This is a genomic window from Actinoplanes oblitus, assembly GCF_030252345.1.
Lineage (GTDB): Bacteria > Actinomycetota > Actinomycetes > Mycobacteriales > Micromonosporaceae > Actinoplanes > Actinoplanes oblitus.
Window position 1 is genome coordinate 5,197,019 of sequence record NZ_CP126980.1, and the last position, 14,171, is coordinate 5,211,189.

Here is a 14,171-nt window from a genome sequence, read left to right on the forward strand (position 1 = left end):
CCCGTAACCGCAGCCCCGGGGTATGGCTATCTACACCCCCGCGACATGAAACACCTCAAGGATCTGGTTCCGGAACCATTAACGGAACCTTAAAGAACCTTGAGCGCGTCGGGACGCCGCGGAAATGCTGGGCCTCCCCCATTTCTCAGGAAAGGTCCACCATGACCGCTCCCCACCACGGCCGCCGCCGGCGGCGGACCCGCTGGCTGGCCGCCGGCACGATCGGCCTGGTAGTCACCGGGCTCGGCGTGGCCGGCGTGGCCGAAGCCCTCGCCGCGAGCAGCGGCACCCTGGTCAGCTCGGCGAACGGCAAGTGCCTCGACGTCACCGACGGCAGCACCGCCAACGGCAACCAGCCGCAGATGTGGACCTGCTCCGGCGGCCCGAACCAGACCTGGACCCTGGCCGACAACGGCCAGGTGCAGGCCCGCGGCAAATGCCTGGACGTGGCGGACAACTCCACCGCGAACGGCGCCGTCGTGCACATGTGGGACTGCTACGACTCGGTCGCCACCCAGAAATGGACGCTGAGCGCCGGCCGCGACCTGGTGAACGTCGCGGCGAACAAGTGCCTCGACATCAAGGACAACAATCTCGCCGACGGCGCCAAGCTCCAGCTCTGGGACTGCTCCGGCGGGGCCAACCAGAAGTGGACGTTCTCCGGCGGGACGACCACGCCCACCACGCCGCCGAGCACCGTACCGACCAACCCGGCCAACCCGGACCTCGGCCCGAACGTGACCGTCTTCGACCCGTCGATGAGCGCCTCGACCATCCAGAGCAAGCTGAACTCGGTCTTCACCGCGCAGGTCAGCAACCAGTTCGGGAACGCCCGCTATGCGCTGCTGTTCAAGCCGGGTGCGTACTCGGTGGACGCCAACGTCGGGTTCTTCACGCAGGTGGCCGGGCTCGGGCTGACCCCGGATCAGGTGACCATCAACGGTCACGTGCACGCCGAGGCGGACTGGTGGCCGGACGGTTCACAGAACGCCACCCAGAACTTCTGGCGCTCCGCCGAGGGACTGTCGGTGACCCCGGCCGACGGCCTGGACCGGTGGGCGGTGTCGCAGGCGGCGCCGTATCGGCGGATGCACGTGCGCGGCAACCTGGCGCTCTCCGACGGCGGCTGGTCCTCCGGCGGCTTCATCGCCGACTCGAAGATCGACGGCCAGATCCAGTCCGGCACGCAACAGCAGTTCCTGACCCGTAACTCGGCGATGTCGAGCTGGTCCGGCTCCAACTGGAACCAGGTGTTCGTCGGCTCGACCGGCGCGCCCGCCCAGAGCTTCCCGTCGCCGCCGTACACCACGGTCGGCTCGGCGCCGACCATCGCCGAGAAGCCCTATCTGTACGTCGACGGCGCCGGCGCCTACCAGGTGTTCGTCCCCGCCCCGCGCAGCAACGCGTCCGGCACCACGTGGGCGTCCGGCTCGCCCGCCGGGACGTCGCTGCCGATCAGCACCTTCTACGTGGTCAAGTCCGGTGACACCGCGGCGACCATCAACGCGGCCCTGGCCGCCGGGAAGAACCTGCTGGTCACCCCGGGGGTCTACCACCTGAACCAGACGCTGAACGTGACCCGCGCCGGGACCGTGGTGCTCGGCCTGGGCCTGGCAACCTTCGTGCCGGACGGTGGCGCCGACGCGATGCACGTGGCCGACGTCGACGGGGTGCGGATCGCCGGGCTGCTGCTCGACGCGGGCACCACCAGCTCGAACATCCTGCTGCAGGTCGGGCCGACCGGCTCGGCGGCGTCGCACGCGACGAACCCGACGGTGCTGTCGGACGTCTTCGTCCGGATCGGCGGCGCGATCGCCGGCAAGGCCACGGTCAGCGTCCAGATCAACAGCAACAACGTGATCGGCGACCACGCCTGGATCTGGCGGGCCGACCACGGCAACAGCGGGACGGTCGGCTGGACCACGAACACCGCCCGCAACGGCCTGGTGGTCAACGGCAACAACGTGACCTTCTACGGCCTGTTCGTCGAGCACTTCCAGCAGTACCAGACGATCTGGAACGGCAACGGCGGGCGGACGTACTTCTACCAGAACGAGATGCCGTACGACCCGCCGAACCAGGCCGCGTACCTGAACGGGTCGACGCAGGGATGGGCGGCGTACAAGGTCGCCGACTCGGTCACCAGCCACGAGGCGTGGGGGCTGGGCAGCTACTGCTACTTCAACGTGAACCCGGCGGTGGCGAACGCCCGGGCGTTCGAGGTGCCGGCGGTGAGCGGGGTGAGATTCCACGACATGGTGACGGTGTCGCTGGGCGGTACCGGCACGATCACCCACGTCATCAACAACACCGGCGCGGCGGCGAACAGCGGCCACCAGGTCACCTATCTGACCAGCGGCCCGTGATGATCGTGCCCGGGAGTGCGCTGCCCCCGCGTTCCCGGGCACTTCGCCGGGCCGCTCCCGGCCGGGCCGGCGGCAACCGAACGGCGACCGGAGGGCCACCGGTCTGCGATCACCCGAGCCGGGCGGCCGACGAAGAGAACGGTGAACCTGGCGGCAAGCCAGGCGCCACTCGTCGAAAGGGTCTTCCTTGCGCTCTCTCCTCCGTAGCTTCGCCCTGGCCGCCTTCATCGTCCCGGCCGCGGCCGGCATCATGATGACCGCGTCCCCGGCTGAGGCCGCGCCGGCGAAGGCCAAGGCCGCCGAGCAGACCCTGCAGGCCGACATCATCCGCCTCACCAACGAGCAGCGCGCCGCGCACGGCTGCGCCGGCCTGACCGAGAACGCGCAGCTCACCGACGCTGCCCGCGGTCACTCCGCGTGGATGGGCCAGACCGGCGCGTTCTCGCACACCGGCCGGGGCGGCTCGGACTTCGTGGTCCGCTCGAAGGCTGCCGGTTACGCCAGCCCGTCCGCGGAGAACATCGCCTGGGGCTACCGCAGCGCGGCGGACGTCGTCGGCGCGTGGATGCGCAGCCCGGGGCACCGCGCCAACATCCTCAACTGCAAGTCGAAGACGGTCGGGGTCGGCGCGGTCTACTCGGCCAACGGCGCCCCGTACTACACCCAGGACTTCGGTTACTGACTCCGACATCGGCCTCGCCACTCTTCCGGGAGCGGCGAGGCCGTTCTGTCGTTCCGCGCCAAGCCGCCGCCCGAGCGCGGTCAGGCGAAGATCGACCCGAGGTTGGCGAAGTTGAACAGGTGATCCTCGATCATCTGGTCCGCCGGCGGCGCGGTGATCTGGACCGGCTGGCCGTAGCCCGAGAAGGTCAGCATGATCGAGGGCTCGTCCGCGTCCGCGGCCGTGCTGACCCGGCTGAACCGGCCGGCGAGATCCAGTTCCGCGGTGCAGACCGGATCCACCGGAACGTGCTCGTCCTTGAGCGTGCCGCGGAAGATCCGGTCAGCGGTCCGCGTCGGCGCGGCCATCCCGGACACGTCCCGGGCCTGCGCCCACGGGAAGTCCTTGCCGAAGGCGAGCGACGATCCGGTCGCCGTGGGAGCCGGCTGGTGCACCCATTTGCCCAGGTCGTCGAGGTACTGCCCGGCGTAGTGGCTGAGCTGCGGCTCGCCGGTCACCTTCGCGTACAGGTCGTTCCCGATCCGGCGAACCACATACGCGTCCCCGACCAGCTCCCAGTCGCCGGTGACCGGGTCGACCGTGCCCGACGCCCGCTGCTCGGACTTCTCGCCCCTCCCGAAGATCACCGAGAACCGGGCAGTCTCGGTGCCCAGCCGGCTCGCCGCCTGGGCCAGAGCCGCCACCGGGTCGGCCGGCAACGGCGAACTCACCATCGGGGCCGGCTGCCCGCCCGCATCCGAGTCAGAGGTGCAACCGGTCAGCGTCAGCGCGCCCACCAGCAGCACGGTCCCCACCGTGAACCGCCGCAGTCGATCATGCACGGCGGCCACTATAGAAGACTCAGGGAACCGGCGTCGGCTCGCCCGCCGCCGGGACGTCGACGCCGGAGGTGCGGCCGGAGGCCACGGCGACCATCCTGGCTCGCCCGATGGCCCGGCCGACAGTGACAGATGTCCCCGATTCTCGGGACGCCGCGGCACTGCCGCCCGGGACACCGGGCGAGCCAGGATTCCAGGCGAAAGCTCGATCTGATCGCTTCGGAGGCCGTCATGCGTGCCCTTGTCATCTACGAGTCGATGTTCGGCAACAGCGCGACCGTGGCCCGGTCGATCGCCGCCGGACTGGCCCTGACCTGCGACGTCACCGTGGCCGACGTGCGCGAGATGCCGACCCTCGACGGCGTCGGCCTCCTCGTGCTCGGCGGCCCGACCCACGCGTTCGGGATGAGCCGGCCGGCCACCCGGGCTGACGCGGCCCGCCAGGGCACCATCCGCCCCGGTGCCGAGCAGACCGGTATCCGCGAGTTCCTGGATCGGGCGCCGCAGCTGGCCGGGATGGCGGTCGCGGCGTTCGACACCCGGTCGGACACACCGCTGCCCTCCGGGTCGGCGGGCCGCAAGGCGATCCGCCGCCTGCGCGGCCTCGGCGGCCGGCCGGTCCTCGAGGTGGCGAGCTTCCGGGTCCAGTCCGCTCAGGGTCCGCTGGTGGCCGGGGAGGCGGACCGGGCACGGCAGTGGGGCGAGACGCTTGCCGCTTCGGTACGCCCGGGAGTCACCTTGTGACCCCAGCCGTCCGCCGGCACCACGGACGCCGCCGGGTTATCCGCGGAGGCGGGCGCGAACCTCCATCAGGGCGAAGCCGAGCAGGTTGAGGCCTCGCCAGCGGGATGGGTCCTCGGCCCGGGGGTCGTCGCGGGTCAGGCCGATGCCCCAGATCCGGTCCACCGGGCTTGCCTCCACGAGGACTCGGTCGCCGGTGCGGAGGAGGAACGTACGCGAATCGGGGTCCTGCTGGAATTTCGCGAGGTTGCCGGCGACCACGATGGCGAACCGGTGGTCATCCCAGGTCTGCTGGTCGAAGGGGGTGACACGACCGCCGAGCGTCTTCGCCTGCCGGGGGTGTGCGGCGGCCAGGATGTGGCCGGCCGCAGTGGTGTCGCCGAAAAGCGTCGCCTTGCGCCACATCATGTAGTGCTCGGCGGACGCGAAACGGGTGTCGTCGACGGTGAAGCCCTCCGGGGACCACTGGCTCAGGCAGCTCGCGCCGACGCTGCCGTCGCGGGGCGGGGTGTGGCCCCAGAAATGGAGATACTTGACCCGCTCGCCGGACTCGGCCAGAGCGGCCAGGTCGGCGACACTGCGCACCTCGGCGATCATGCCCGGCAGTCTGCCGCACGGCACCCGATGACGCTCGGCATTTCCGGGGTCGACGCCGCACGACCCGCGAGCGCTGAGGGCTTTGCGAAACAGCGGAGGCGCTGCGGGGACGCCGTGAAGCGGCAGATGCGCTGCTGCGGGTACCGCCAGAAGGGGTGGGGGCGATGTTTGCCGGCTGCTGCGACAGTGGCAGCGATGAACAGCTATGCCATGGTCACCGCGGACGCCGGCGAAACCTACATGTACTCGATGCTCGCGATCTGGGTCTTTCTCATGCCGTTCGTGATGATCGGACTCGGCGCGCTGAGCGGAGGCGGCCGGTCGGTGCGGACGCGGGTCCTCGGCGTCGTCGTCTCGCTCCTGGTGACGACCTGGTTCGTTGTCTCCTGGGTGGTCTCCACGTGGCACGGCCTCGACGACGCGTACTTCCGGTCGGACGTGGTCGGGGGTTCGCTCTGCGGGCTGACCTGGCTGCTGGTCCCGTGGCTGGTCACCCTGCTGATCACCGGTTGGCGCCGGCGGCGGGCGCGTCGTCCGGCCCGCGTGCCGGACGACGAGATCATGACCGTGCCGGACGACGGACCTGCCGTGCCCGACGACACGACAGGCGTGCCCGACGACGGACCTGCCGTGCCGGACGACGCGACAGGCGTGCCGGGCGAGCCGGGCGAGCCGGACGACGGGCCAGAGGCGCCGGACCACGGACCGAGCGACCCGGCTCACCGGCCGAACGAGCCCGGCCGCGAGCTGCTCTGAGCGATCCGGACCGACCGGGAGTGCCGCCTGCGCGATCGTCCAGAAGAGCCGGAACACCACCGCGGAGCTTCACGTCGTGGCCAGCAACTCCTGGCGGTAGGGCCGGATCGCTTTCGGTGGCATGTTCACCGCGAGGGCGCCGACCAGCCGCTCACCCCGGCGGAACGTGGCCAGGAACCGGCGCTCGGCAAGCGACCCCTCGGCCATCTCCACCGAGTCGTGCAGGCGCAGGTGACCGTACGCGTGGATCTTCAAGTCGTACTGGTCGGACCAGAAGTACGGGATCGGGGCGAACGGCGTGCCCGGCCCGGGGCCGAGCAGGTTGCGGGCGGCGGCCACACCCTGCTCCCCCGCGTTGGTACGGTGCTCGACGCGCAGGTCGACGCCGAACAGCGGATGGTGCCACCGGGCCACGTCACCGGCCGCGTAGATGTCCGGTGCCGCCGCGCAGTACTCGTCACAGACCACGCCGTCGGACACGGTCAGCCCGCTGCCGGCCAGCCAGTCGGTGTTCGGCAGGGAGCCGATCGCGACCAGCACCTCGTCGCCCTCGACCAGGGTGCCGTCGGCCAGCAGCACGCCGCCGTCCGACACGGAACTGACGGCCACCCCGGTGCGCAGGTCGACCCCGTTGTCGAGGTGCGCCTGGGCGAGGAACCCGCCGACGACCGGACCGACCGCGTGCGCCAGCGGCACCGGCGCGGGCTCCAGCAGCACCACCTCGCAGCCGAGCCGGCGAGCCACGGCGGCGCACTCGGCCCCGAGGAAGCCCGCGCCGACCACGATCAGGCGCAGGCCGGGACGCAGCCGTTTGCGCAGCGCGAGGGCGTCATCGACGGTACGCATGACGTGCCCGCCCACCCCGGGCAGCGAGCGCGGCCGAACCCCGGTGGCGATGATCAGGGCGTCGAACGGCACCTCGCCGCCGTCCTCCAGCACCACCCGGTGATCACCGAGCGCTGTCGCCCGCACCCCCAGGCGCAGGTCCAGGCCGAGCGACTGCACGTGCTCGGCCGACCGCAGGAACAGGCGGGACGGCTCCCACTCCGCGGCGAGGATCTGCTTGGAGAGCGGCGGACGATCGTACGGGAGATGGGCCTCCTCGCCGATCACCGTGAGCGTGCCGGCGAACCCGGACCGGCGCAGGGTCTCGGCGGCCGACAGCCCGGCGGCCGAGAAGCCGACGATGGCGATCCGGGTGCGGTCCCGGTCGGCCGAAGCGCCGCCGGACGGAGCGGTCCGGCTCACTTCTCGATCAGCTGCAGGGCCGCCGCCGGGCAGATCGCCACGGCGTCGCGGACCGCGTCCAGGTGCTCCGGCGCGGGAACGGGCGCCAAGATGATCGCTACTCCGTCCTCGTCGCGCTGGTCGAAGACCTCGGGCGCGGTCATCACGCACTGACCCGCGGCGATGCACTTCGGCTCATCGAGTTCGATCTCAATTACCATGTCACCGGAACTTTCTCGAGGCCGCCGACGATCAGGCCGGCTCGGCGCCGCAGCTCGTCGGCGGGGACGGCCAGGTCGAGGGTGGGCAGGCGGTCGAGCAGGACCGCGAGGGTGACCTGGAGTTCGGTGCGGGCCAGGGCCTGGCCGAGGCAGGAGTGCGGGCCGGCGCCGAAGGCGAGGTGCGGGTTCGGGTGGCGGTCGAGGCGCATCCGGTCGGCGTCCGGGTAGGCGCTCTCGTCCCGGTTGCCGGCGGCCATGCTGACCACCACAGTGGTCCCGGCCTTGATCGGGCAGCCGGCCACCTCGATGTCCTCGGAGATGTAGCGCGGCAGGCCGAAGCCCGGGTTGGCGTCGAAACGCAGCGACTCCTCGACCGCGGAGTTGATCAGGCTGCGGTCGTCGACCAGGCGCTGCCAGCGGTTCGGCCGGTCGGCGAGCAGCATCGCGACCATCTTGCCGATCATGTTGGCGGTGGTCTCGTGCCCGGCCACCAGCAGCCCCTGGGCCGTGATGATCAGCTCGGCCTCGGTCATCCGGCCGTCCTGGCTGTCGACCACCGCGGCCAGCTCGCTGAGCAGGTCGTCGCCGGGGTGGGCCCGTTTCTCCGCGACGTGCTGGGCCATGAACTCCTGGAACTCCCGCGCGGCGGTGGCCAGCTGGGCCTGATCGAATCTGGTCAGGTTGAGCATGGCGTCGGACCAGTGCGAGAACCGGTCCCGGTGGCTCGGGTCGACGCCGAGCAGCTCGCAGATCACCTGGACCGGGAGCGGGAAGCCGAGCGTGGACTGGAGGTCGCCGGGCTGCCCACCGGCGATCAGCTCGTCGATCTGCCGGTTCGCGATCTCCTCGATGCGTGGCCGCATGGCGGTGACCCGCTTCACGGTGAACGATTTGTTCATCATCCGGCGCCAGCGTGGGTGGTCCGGGCTGGAGGTCATCGCCGAGTTCTCCCCGCCGAACACGCCGCCGTCGTCGGCAGCCGAGATCTTGGCGGCGTCCGGTTTGTTCAGGGCGTGGTTGAAACGCGGGTCGGCGAGCATGTCGCGCACGTCGGAATAGCGGGTGAGCAGCAGCGCTTCGTCGCCGCTGACCATCGTGACCCGGGCGACGGGGCAGTCCCGGCGCAATCGCGCCCACTCGGGAGCGGGTTCGAGGGCGGCGGGCTGCGCGAACGGGTAGGTGGGAACCGTTTCCGTCATGGGTCCTCCGTGGTGTCCGGCCACGGCCGACCGTAGGTCAAGCGGGTGATTCAAACAAGGCCGGAAAACCGGTCCACCACATTCACCAGGGACAATTGTCTTCCACTCGCGGGCGGCCTGCCCTACAGTTTTCGATCATGAAACCGGACTTCACCGTGGTGCTCCGCGGGTACGACCGCGCCGAGGTCGACGAGGCGATCGCGCGGGCGGAGCAGGCGATCGACTCGGGCAGCGAGTTCGCCCGGGCGGCGGCGCGCGACGCCCTCGCCGCGGCCCGGTTCACCGTCGTGCTGCGCGGCTACGACCGCGTCCAGGTCGACCAGCACGTGGGCCGGCTCCAGCAGATCCTGGACGCCGGCCCCGGCCCGGAGCCGGCCCGCCCGGCGGACCTGGCCGACACCTCGTTCGCGGTGGCGCTGCGCGGGTACGACCGCGGCCAGGTCGACAGGGTGCTCGCGCAGGCGCGGCACGCCCTCGACTCCGGCGACGGGTCCGCCCGCGCCGCGGCCCGGGACGCCCTGGCCGGCACCTCCTTCACGGTGGTGCTCCGCGGTTACGACCGGGCCGAGGTCGACCAGGCGATCGACCGGGCGCGGCGGGCGCTCAGCCAGCCCTCCTGAGCGTCCGCGCGGCACCGCGTGACAGGCGTCAGCCGTCCAGCGCGCGGATCAGCTCCGCCTTGGTCATCGTCGAGCGACCGGCGACGCCACGGTCGCGGGCCTCGGCGTACAGCTGAGCCTTCGACTTGTCCGTCCCGGACGACTTCCGGCCGGCCGACGGTTTGCCCAGCTCCCGCCAGCTCCGCTCGGTCATCTCCACGCCGAACTCGCGGGCGGCCTTCTGGATCCGCCGGAACGCCTCGTCGCGCTCCTTGTCGGTGACGTCGCGCACCTGGTCGAATCGGGCGATCGCGTTGCGTACGTGCCTGGCGTCGTTGAGCGGTTCCTTGCGCAGCCGGGGAAAGGCGAACGCGCTGTCCGGCATCGCCTCGCGGTCGGCCGCGTCCAACGGGGAGTTCTTCTTGGCAGCCATGGACTCCACGTACCCCGAACCGGGAGGGTCACACGAGACATCGACCCGCTTCGACAGTATGGTGCTTCAGGAAAGCGCATTCCCGCTGAGGAGGCCGCCACCGATGAAGACCGTGCTGTTGCTGCTGGCGACACTGCTGGCCGCTCCGGGCAGCCCCGCCCGGCCGATCCTGTCCGATGCCGAGGCCGCTCCGTTCACCGAGGCCGGCTATTTCCGGTACGCCGGGGCGTACGAGAATCCGGTCGTCGATCCGTGGCAACCGCAACCGATCCGCACACCGCGGCATCCGGATTTCCGGGTCGGCGGCAGCCACGGCTTCGCCGACGTGCAACAGGCGGTGAACGCGGCCTATCGCCGGGGCGGCACCCGGCGGCTGACCATCGCGGTCCGGCCCGGCACCTACACCGGGACGGTTTTCATTCCGGCCGGCACACCACCGCTGACCATCGCCGGTGAGGGCCGGGCGGACCGGGTGCGACTCGCGTTCACGCTGGACGCCACCAGCACCCCGGCGCAATGGGCGCGGCAGGTCAACGCGACGGGCCGTTACGCGGCGGGCGACCCGGCCTGGCCGATGTTCCAGTCCTGCGCCACCAAGACCACCGCGACCGCCGCGCTCTGCGCCACAGTGGTCTGGGCGCAGAGCACCGACCTGCAGTTCAAGGGCCTGACCATCACCAACACGCTGCTGGACACGGTGGACCGCGGCACCCATCAGGCGCTCGCGTTGCGCACCGACGCCGACCGTACCCAGCTGGAGGACATGCGGCTGATCGGCCGGCAGGACACGTTCCTGGCGAATGCCGACGACACCGCCGCGATAGCCCGCGTCTCGGTCCGGCACAGCTATGTCGAGGGCGACACCGACTTCGTCTTCGGCCGGGCCGCCGCGGTCTTCGACAGCAGCGAATTCCGCCTGGTGTCCTCGCGCAAGGAGTCCGGCGGCGTCATCTTCGCCCCTAACACCCAACCCCATTTCCGATACGGCTTCCTGGTCACGAATTCCCGCATCGTCGCCGACGCCGGTTACCGGGCGGCGCCCACCGGCCACCTCGGCCGGGCCTGGGACCAGGGCGCGAGCGCCACCGGTTACCTGCCCGGCGTCACCCCGAACGGCCAGCTCGTGATCCGCGACAGCTATCTGGGCCCCGGCTTCGACACCGCCGCGCCGTGGGCCCCGGCCGCCACCACCGCCCGCCCGTTCACCGCCCGGGTCGACCCGGGCCGCGACCTGAACGACGTCAACTACAACCGGCTCTGGGAGTACCGCAACCACGGCTGGTGATCCGAAACGGCCAGTGGCTGTCTCGCCACCTGCCTCCGCGTCCACGATCGCGCGGCGCGGGTGCCCGCCGGTCGGGGTCGTACTGACCTGACGGGTTCCACCGGCGGGCAAAGCCGTGATCATGGCGCTCATCTAGCTTGCTAGCAAGCTAGCGTGCTAGCTTCGTTGCTGTGGGCGACGAGGAAGTCAAGCAGTTCAACGTGTACCTGCCGATCGGTTTGATCAAGCAGGTCAAGTACCGCGCCGTCGAATCGGGTATGTCGTTGTCGGCGCTGGTCGCCGCGGCGCTGCACGCGTACCTCGACGCCCCACGTCAGCAGCGACAGCCAACGACCGAGGAGGGCACCTGACATGGCGACCGAAGGAATCGAGGCCGTGTTCCTGGAGACCCACAACTGGGGTAAGGCGGCCAAGTTCTTCCAAGCGCTGGGCTACGAGTTGGAGTTCTCCACCGACCACAACTCCGGCCAGCTCCGTAACGGCGACGGGCCGTACGTGTTCCTTGCCGAGGTTCCCGAAACCCAGGTGCCGCGGACGCAGATCGTGCTGAAGGTGCCGGACGCGGACACGTTCCGCGCCGACGCCGCGGTCGAGGTGGTCACACCGTTCGAGGACACCCATTACGGGACTCGGGAGATGACGGTCCGCGACCCCGACGGGCGCCTGTGGAGCCTGCAGGCCCCGGCGAAAAGCTGACGGCGAGAGGCGGAACGCCATGGCAGACGATCGAGTCGAGGCGCCGGACAGCACGGCGGTGCGGACCGCCCTGTGGCGGGCGATGCACGTCCAGGTCGACCCACCACCGCACGTCCTGACGGACGAGATCGGCCTGCGACTGGCCGCGCCCGGCGACGACTGGCGTCGCCGTCCCGACATGGACGCGCAGGTCACCAGCGCCTTCCGGGCCGCCATGGTCGCTCGTAGCCGGTTCGTCGAGGACCTGGTCGTCGAGCAGGCCGGCCGCGGTGTCACCCAGTACGTCATTCTCGGAGCCGGTCTGGACACGTTCGCCCAGCGCAGGCCCGATATCGCCGGCCGGCTGCGAATCTTCGAGGTCGATCGACCCGGCCCGCAAGCCTGGAAACGACGACGCCTGACCGAGCTCGGTTACGGCATACCCGACTGGCTGCGGATGGTCCCGGTCGACTTCGAGCAGGACACCGACTGGAGGAAACACCTGTCGGCCGCCGGGCTGGACCACACCCAGCCGGCAGTCTTCGCGTCCACCGGCGTCACCATGTACCTCACCAGGGACGCCACCGCGGACACCCTCGGCACGATCGCCGGGTTCGCGCCGGGCTCGACGCTCGCCATGACGTTCCTGCTGCCGTCCGAACTCGTCGACGAGGCCGACCGGCCTGGACTTCGGGCAAGCAGAGACGGCGCGCGGGCTTCCGGGACACCGTTCGTCAGCTTCTACACCCCAGCCGACATGGTGAACCTGGCCCGCGAAGCGCACTTCTCCGACGTCCGGCACATCGCGAGCCGTACGCTCGCCGACCGCTACTTCGTCAACCGCACCGACAACCTTCGCCCGTCAAGCGGAGAGGACTTCCTGCTGGCCACCACGTGAACCCCCCACCCAGGACCGCCAGACACCAACGAGAACGCCCGCGACCGATCGCAGCACAGACCATCCAGTCTCCGGCGGATGCTTCCTGCCAGGCGACGGCGACCTTGATGCGGAGGCCGAGCGTGCGGGCGAGGATGGCGGCGGGGGTCTCGAGGGCGAGGCCGAACAAGGCCTTGGAGCGATCTCGGCCAGCGTGGACGCCGCCGCATCGTGTGATCATCACGCCAGCTCGGGGCACTGAGGTGAGGGCTAGCTAGATATGTGCCATGTAATAGACGTCATGTCGTCCAGGTGGAAGGGATGTTCTTCTGCTTCGCCGCGACCCGAATCTCCGCGTATCCTGGCCGATCTTCTTCCGGGGAGCCGGGCTTCATTGCCGGCCCGACCTCTGCCAGCGGGAATTCACTCATAAATGTAGATGTGCCAGTGCGCGGCCAATGCCAGTCGCCTAACGAGACCGGCTCCATCGGTGCCAGGACTACGGGGAGCGGGCTGATTTCCAGCTGAGTGCACTCGCGCCAGTGAGGTGCCGTATATACGACTTCGTTCAGTGCGTGGTGAACAAGAAAATCCGACAGATTCTCGGTGGACACCTGCCACGGCTCATGAAGTTCAGCTTCGCACGCCGTTGTTTTGTCGTCGGAGTCGAATGCCCAGCGGTAGTCGCCGGTGGGGTCTGTCATGAAGACGGTTTTCCCCTCCGACTGTATCATCTGGCTCGCGTCAGGATGGTTTTGAGGGTGGTGGTGTGCGAGTTCCATCGGGATGACATTCTTAGCCAGTCCTGGAGGGGGCCGGGAAGGAACCCATATTCGGAAGGCAACTCTTTCGGTGGGGTGGATGGTTCACCGCACCATTCAGCCAAAAGCCTAAACGTGTCAATTCTGCGTGGATCGATCACCGCTGCAGTATGCCACATGCGTCATTCGCTTGAGTGGGGGTAAGACCGGCACGCTTCTCGTTATGTTCTCTGCGCCTGTCAACAATGTGTTGCGCGAGACGCAAAAGCCGTTCGCGTGAGTGACCACGATCCATCAACCAGCTCTAGTACCACAGCAGGAGATCCGTACTACGTCTTGGTGCGAACTCGCCGCCGATACCCCGGTGCACCTCCCGACCTCCTGGATAGTGCAACGGAGATCGTCACTATGATGTCCGCATGGAAGACGCGGGGGAACTGACCTTTCAGGCCCGAGCGGAGCCGAATCTGACGGCGGCGCTGATACGGCGGGGCATGCTTCCAACCGTCACAGTGGTCGGGGGTGCCATGCTGGCTCTCGCCGCGCTGCTGTACCAGGCCGGTGACCCCGGTGACTGGGCGACACCGCTCCTCGTCGGCAGCATCGTCGCGCCCCTGTTCGTTCTGTTCACCGTGCCGCAGCAGGCTGTGAAGCGGAACGCCCACAAGATCGGCGGGCCGGTCGCTTACCGAATCGACGCGGTCGGTGTGCACATCATTCACGGCTTCTCCACGAGCACACTACCGTGGTCGGCGATCAGGGCCGTGCGCCGAGCGCGCGGCCAGATAATGCTCTCGCACGGCGGGCTCTCCGGCGGCAAGCGCCGAACAGCCGGCATCCCGACCGCCGATCTAACCGCGGCCGAACAGGCCCGGCTACTGGCAGTCCTACGTTCGCGCGGTGAGGCGCTCGCGAACGCACCCGCCGCTTGAGC

Annotated in this window: 17 protein-coding genes; 10 read left to right on the plus strand and 7 right to left on the minus strand. The window is 69.7% G+C overall.

Annotated elements, in window-relative coordinates:
• Window positions 1-161 precede the first annotated feature (161 nt).
• Together Actob_RS23495 and Actob_RS23500 are read left to right on the plus strand one after the other, a co-directional pair.
• Entirely contained in the window at window positions 162-2,366 is a 2,205-nt protein-coding gene (locus tag Actob_RS23495; protein ID WP_284913951.1) for an RICIN domain-containing protein, read from the plus strand.
• A gap of 187 nt (window positions 2,367-2,553) precedes the next feature.
• Window positions 2,554-3,048, plus strand: coding sequence for a CAP domain-containing protein (locus Actob_RS23500; protein ID WP_284913952.1), 495 nt, complete (start codon window positions 2,554-2,556; stop codon window positions 3,046-3,048).
• A gap of 80 nt (window positions 3,049-3,128) precedes the next feature.
• Here Actob_RS23500 and Actob_RS23505 read toward each other — a convergent pair whose 3' ends face one another.
• Window positions 3,129-3,869 carry a hypothetical protein gene (locus tag Actob_RS23505; protein WP_284913953.1) on the minus strand — a complete coding sequence of 247 codons (741 nt, stop codon included), beginning with the start codon at window positions 3,867-3,869 and terminating at the stop codon, window positions 3,129-3,131.
• 228 nt (window positions 3,870-4,097) lie between these two features.
• On the opposite strand from Actob_RS23505, the gene Actob_RS23510 reads away from it, so the two are divergent.
• Window positions 4,098-4,610 (plus strand): flavodoxin family protein, encoded by a 513-nt coding sequence (locus tag Actob_RS23510; protein ID WP_284913954.1) that lies wholly within the window; start codon window positions 4,098-4,100, stop codon window positions 4,608-4,610.
• A gap of 36 nt (window positions 4,611-4,646) precedes the next feature.
• On the opposite strand, the gene Actob_RS23515 is transcribed toward Actob_RS23510, so the two are convergent.
• The gene (locus Actob_RS23515; protein ID WP_284913955.1) at window positions 4,647-5,204 is read right to left on the minus strand and encodes an NADAR family protein; all 558 of its coding nucleotides are present in this window, start codon (window positions 5,202-5,204) and stop codon (window positions 4,647-4,649) included.
• Window positions 5,205-5,399: 195 nt separating this feature from the next.
• Here Actob_RS23515 and Actob_RS23520 point away from each other — a divergent pair, with 195 nt between their 5' ends.
• A complete protein-coding gene (locus Actob_RS23520) occupies window positions 5,400-5,960 on the plus strand; it encodes a hypothetical protein (RefSeq protein ID WP_284913956.1) in 561 nt (186 codons plus the stop codon).
• Window positions 5,961-6,029: 69 nt separating this feature from the next.
• Here the strand turns inward: Actob_RS23520 and Actob_RS23525 are convergent, their stop codons facing one another.
• From Actob_RS23525 to Actob_RS23535, 3 genes are read right to left on the minus strand one after another with little or no spacing between them, the layout of a single operon-like run.
• A complete protein-coding gene (locus Actob_RS23525) occupies window positions 6,030-7,208 on the minus strand; it encodes an NAD(P)/FAD-dependent oxidoreductase (protein WP_284913957.1) in 1,179 nt (392 codons plus the stop codon).
• Window positions 7,205-7,408, minus strand: a complete 204-nt coding sequence (locus tag Actob_RS23530) for a ferredoxin (protein ID WP_284913958.1) — start codon at window positions 7,406-7,408, stop codon at window positions 7,205-7,207. The genes Actob_RS23525 and Actob_RS23530 overlap by 4 nt, the downstream gene beginning before the upstream one ends.
• Window positions 7,402-8,607, minus strand: coding sequence for a cytochrome P450 (locus Actob_RS23535; RefSeq protein WP_284913959.1), 1,206 nt, complete (start codon window positions 8,605-8,607; stop codon window positions 7,402-7,404). The genes Actob_RS23530 and Actob_RS23535 overlap by 7 nt, the downstream gene beginning before the upstream one ends.
• A gap of 137 nt (window positions 8,608-8,744) precedes the next feature.
• Here Actob_RS23535 and Actob_RS23540 point away from each other — a divergent pair, with 137 nt between their 5' ends.
• Window positions 8,745-9,227, plus strand: a complete 483-nt coding sequence (locus tag Actob_RS23540; RefSeq protein ID WP_284913960.1) for a DivIVA domain-containing protein — start codon at window positions 8,745-8,747, stop codon at window positions 9,225-9,227.
• Window positions 9,228-9,255: 28 nt separating this feature from the next.
• Here the strand turns inward: Actob_RS23540 and Actob_RS23545 are convergent, their stop codons facing one another.
• Window positions 9,256-9,639, minus strand: coding sequence for a DUF6582 domain-containing protein (locus Actob_RS23545; protein WP_284913961.1), 384 nt, complete (start codon window positions 9,637-9,639; stop codon window positions 9,256-9,258).
• A gap of 103 nt (window positions 9,640-9,742) precedes the next feature.
• Here Actob_RS23545 and Actob_RS23550 point away from each other — a divergent pair, with 103 nt between their 5' ends.
• From Actob_RS23550 to Actob_RS23565, 4 genes are all read left to right on the plus strand, one after another.
• Entirely contained in the window at window positions 9,743-10,924 is a 1,182-nt protein-coding gene (locus Actob_RS23550; protein WP_284913962.1) for a putative acyl-CoA thioester hydrolase, read from the plus strand.
• A 170-nt stretch (window positions 10,925-11,094) separates the two neighbouring features.
• On the plus strand, window positions 11,095-11,274 hold the full coding sequence (locus Actob_RS23555; RefSeq protein ID WP_284913963.1) for a CopG family transcriptional regulator: 180 nt from the start codon (window positions 11,095-11,097) through the stop codon (window positions 11,272-11,274).
• Window position 11,275: 1 nt separating this feature from the next.
• Entirely contained in the window at window positions 11,276-11,620 is a 345-nt protein-coding gene (locus Actob_RS23560; protein ID WP_284913964.1) for a VOC family protein, read from the plus strand.
• Between the two features lie 19 nt (window positions 11,621-11,639).
• Window positions 11,640-12,497 carry a class I SAM-dependent methyltransferase gene (locus Actob_RS23565; RefSeq protein WP_284913965.1) on the plus strand — a complete coding sequence of 286 codons (858 nt, stop codon included), beginning with the start codon at window positions 11,640-11,642 and terminating at the stop codon, window positions 12,495-12,497.
• Window positions 12,498-12,775: 278 nt separating this feature from the next.
• On the opposite strand, the gene Actob_RS23570 is transcribed toward Actob_RS23565, so the two are convergent.
• Entirely contained in the window at window positions 12,776-13,258 is a 483-nt protein-coding gene (locus tag Actob_RS23570) for a hypothetical protein (protein ID WP_284913966.1), read from the minus strand.
• 398 nt (window positions 13,259-13,656) lie between these two features.
• Between Actob_RS23570 and Actob_RS23575 the strand changes: the two genes are divergently transcribed.
• The gene (locus Actob_RS23575) at window positions 13,657-14,169 is read left to right on the plus strand and encodes a YcxB family protein (protein WP_284913967.1); all 513 of its coding nucleotides are present in this window, start codon (window positions 13,657-13,659) and stop codon (window positions 14,167-14,169) included.
• Window positions 14,170-14,171 lie beyond the last annotated feature (2 nt).

Bases quoted from the DNA above. Each gene is read 5' to 3' on its own strand.
- Actob_RS23495 (WP_284913951.1), top strand. From the start codon at position 162: ATGACCGCTCCCCACCACGGCCGCCGCCGGCGGCGGACCCGCTGGCTG.
- Actob_RS23510 (WP_284913954.1), top strand. From the start codon at position 4,098: ATGCGTGCCCTTGTCATCTACGAGTCGATGTTCGGCAACAGCGCGACC.
- Actob_RS23515 (WP_284913955.1), bottom strand. From the start codon at position 5,204: ATGATCGCCGAGGTGCGCAGTGTCGCCGACCTGGCCGCTCTGGCCGAG.
- Actob_RS23520 (WP_284913956.1), top strand. From the start codon at position 5,400: ATGAACAGCTATGCCATGGTCACCGCGGACGCCGGCGAAACCTACATG.
- Actob_RS23530 (WP_284913958.1), bottom strand. From the start codon at position 7,408: ATGGTAATTGAGATCGAACTCGATGAGCCGAAGTGCATCGCCGCGGGT.
- Actob_RS23535 (WP_284913959.1), bottom strand. From the start codon at position 8,607: ATGACGGAAACGGTTCCCACCTACCCGTTCGCGCAGCCCGCCGCCCTC.
- Actob_RS23540 (WP_284913960.1), top strand. From the start codon at position 8,745: ATGAAACCGGACTTCACCGTGGTGCTCCGCGGGTACGACCGCGCCGAG.
- Actob_RS23545 (WP_284913961.1), bottom strand. From the start codon at position 9,639: ATGGCTGCCAAGAAGAACTCCCCGTTGGACGCGGCCGACCGCGAGGCG.
- Actob_RS23550 (WP_284913962.1), top strand. From the start codon at position 9,743: ATGAAGACCGTGCTGTTGCTGCTGGCGACACTGCTGGCCGCTCCGGGC.
- Actob_RS23560 (WP_284913964.1), top strand. From the start codon at position 11,276: ATGGCGACCGAAGGAATCGAGGCCGTGTTCCTGGAGACCCACAACTGG.
- Actob_RS23565 (WP_284913965.1), top strand. From the start codon at position 11,640: ATGGCAGACGATCGAGTCGAGGCGCCGGACAGCACGGCGGTGCGGACC.
- Actob_RS23570 (WP_284913966.1), bottom strand. From the start codon at position 13,258: ATGGAACTCGCACACCACCACCCTCAAAACCATCCTGACGCGAGCCAG.
- Actob_RS23575 (WP_284913967.1), top strand. From the start codon at position 13,657: ATGGAAGACGCGGGGGAACTGACCTTTCAGGCCCGAGCGGAGCCGAAT.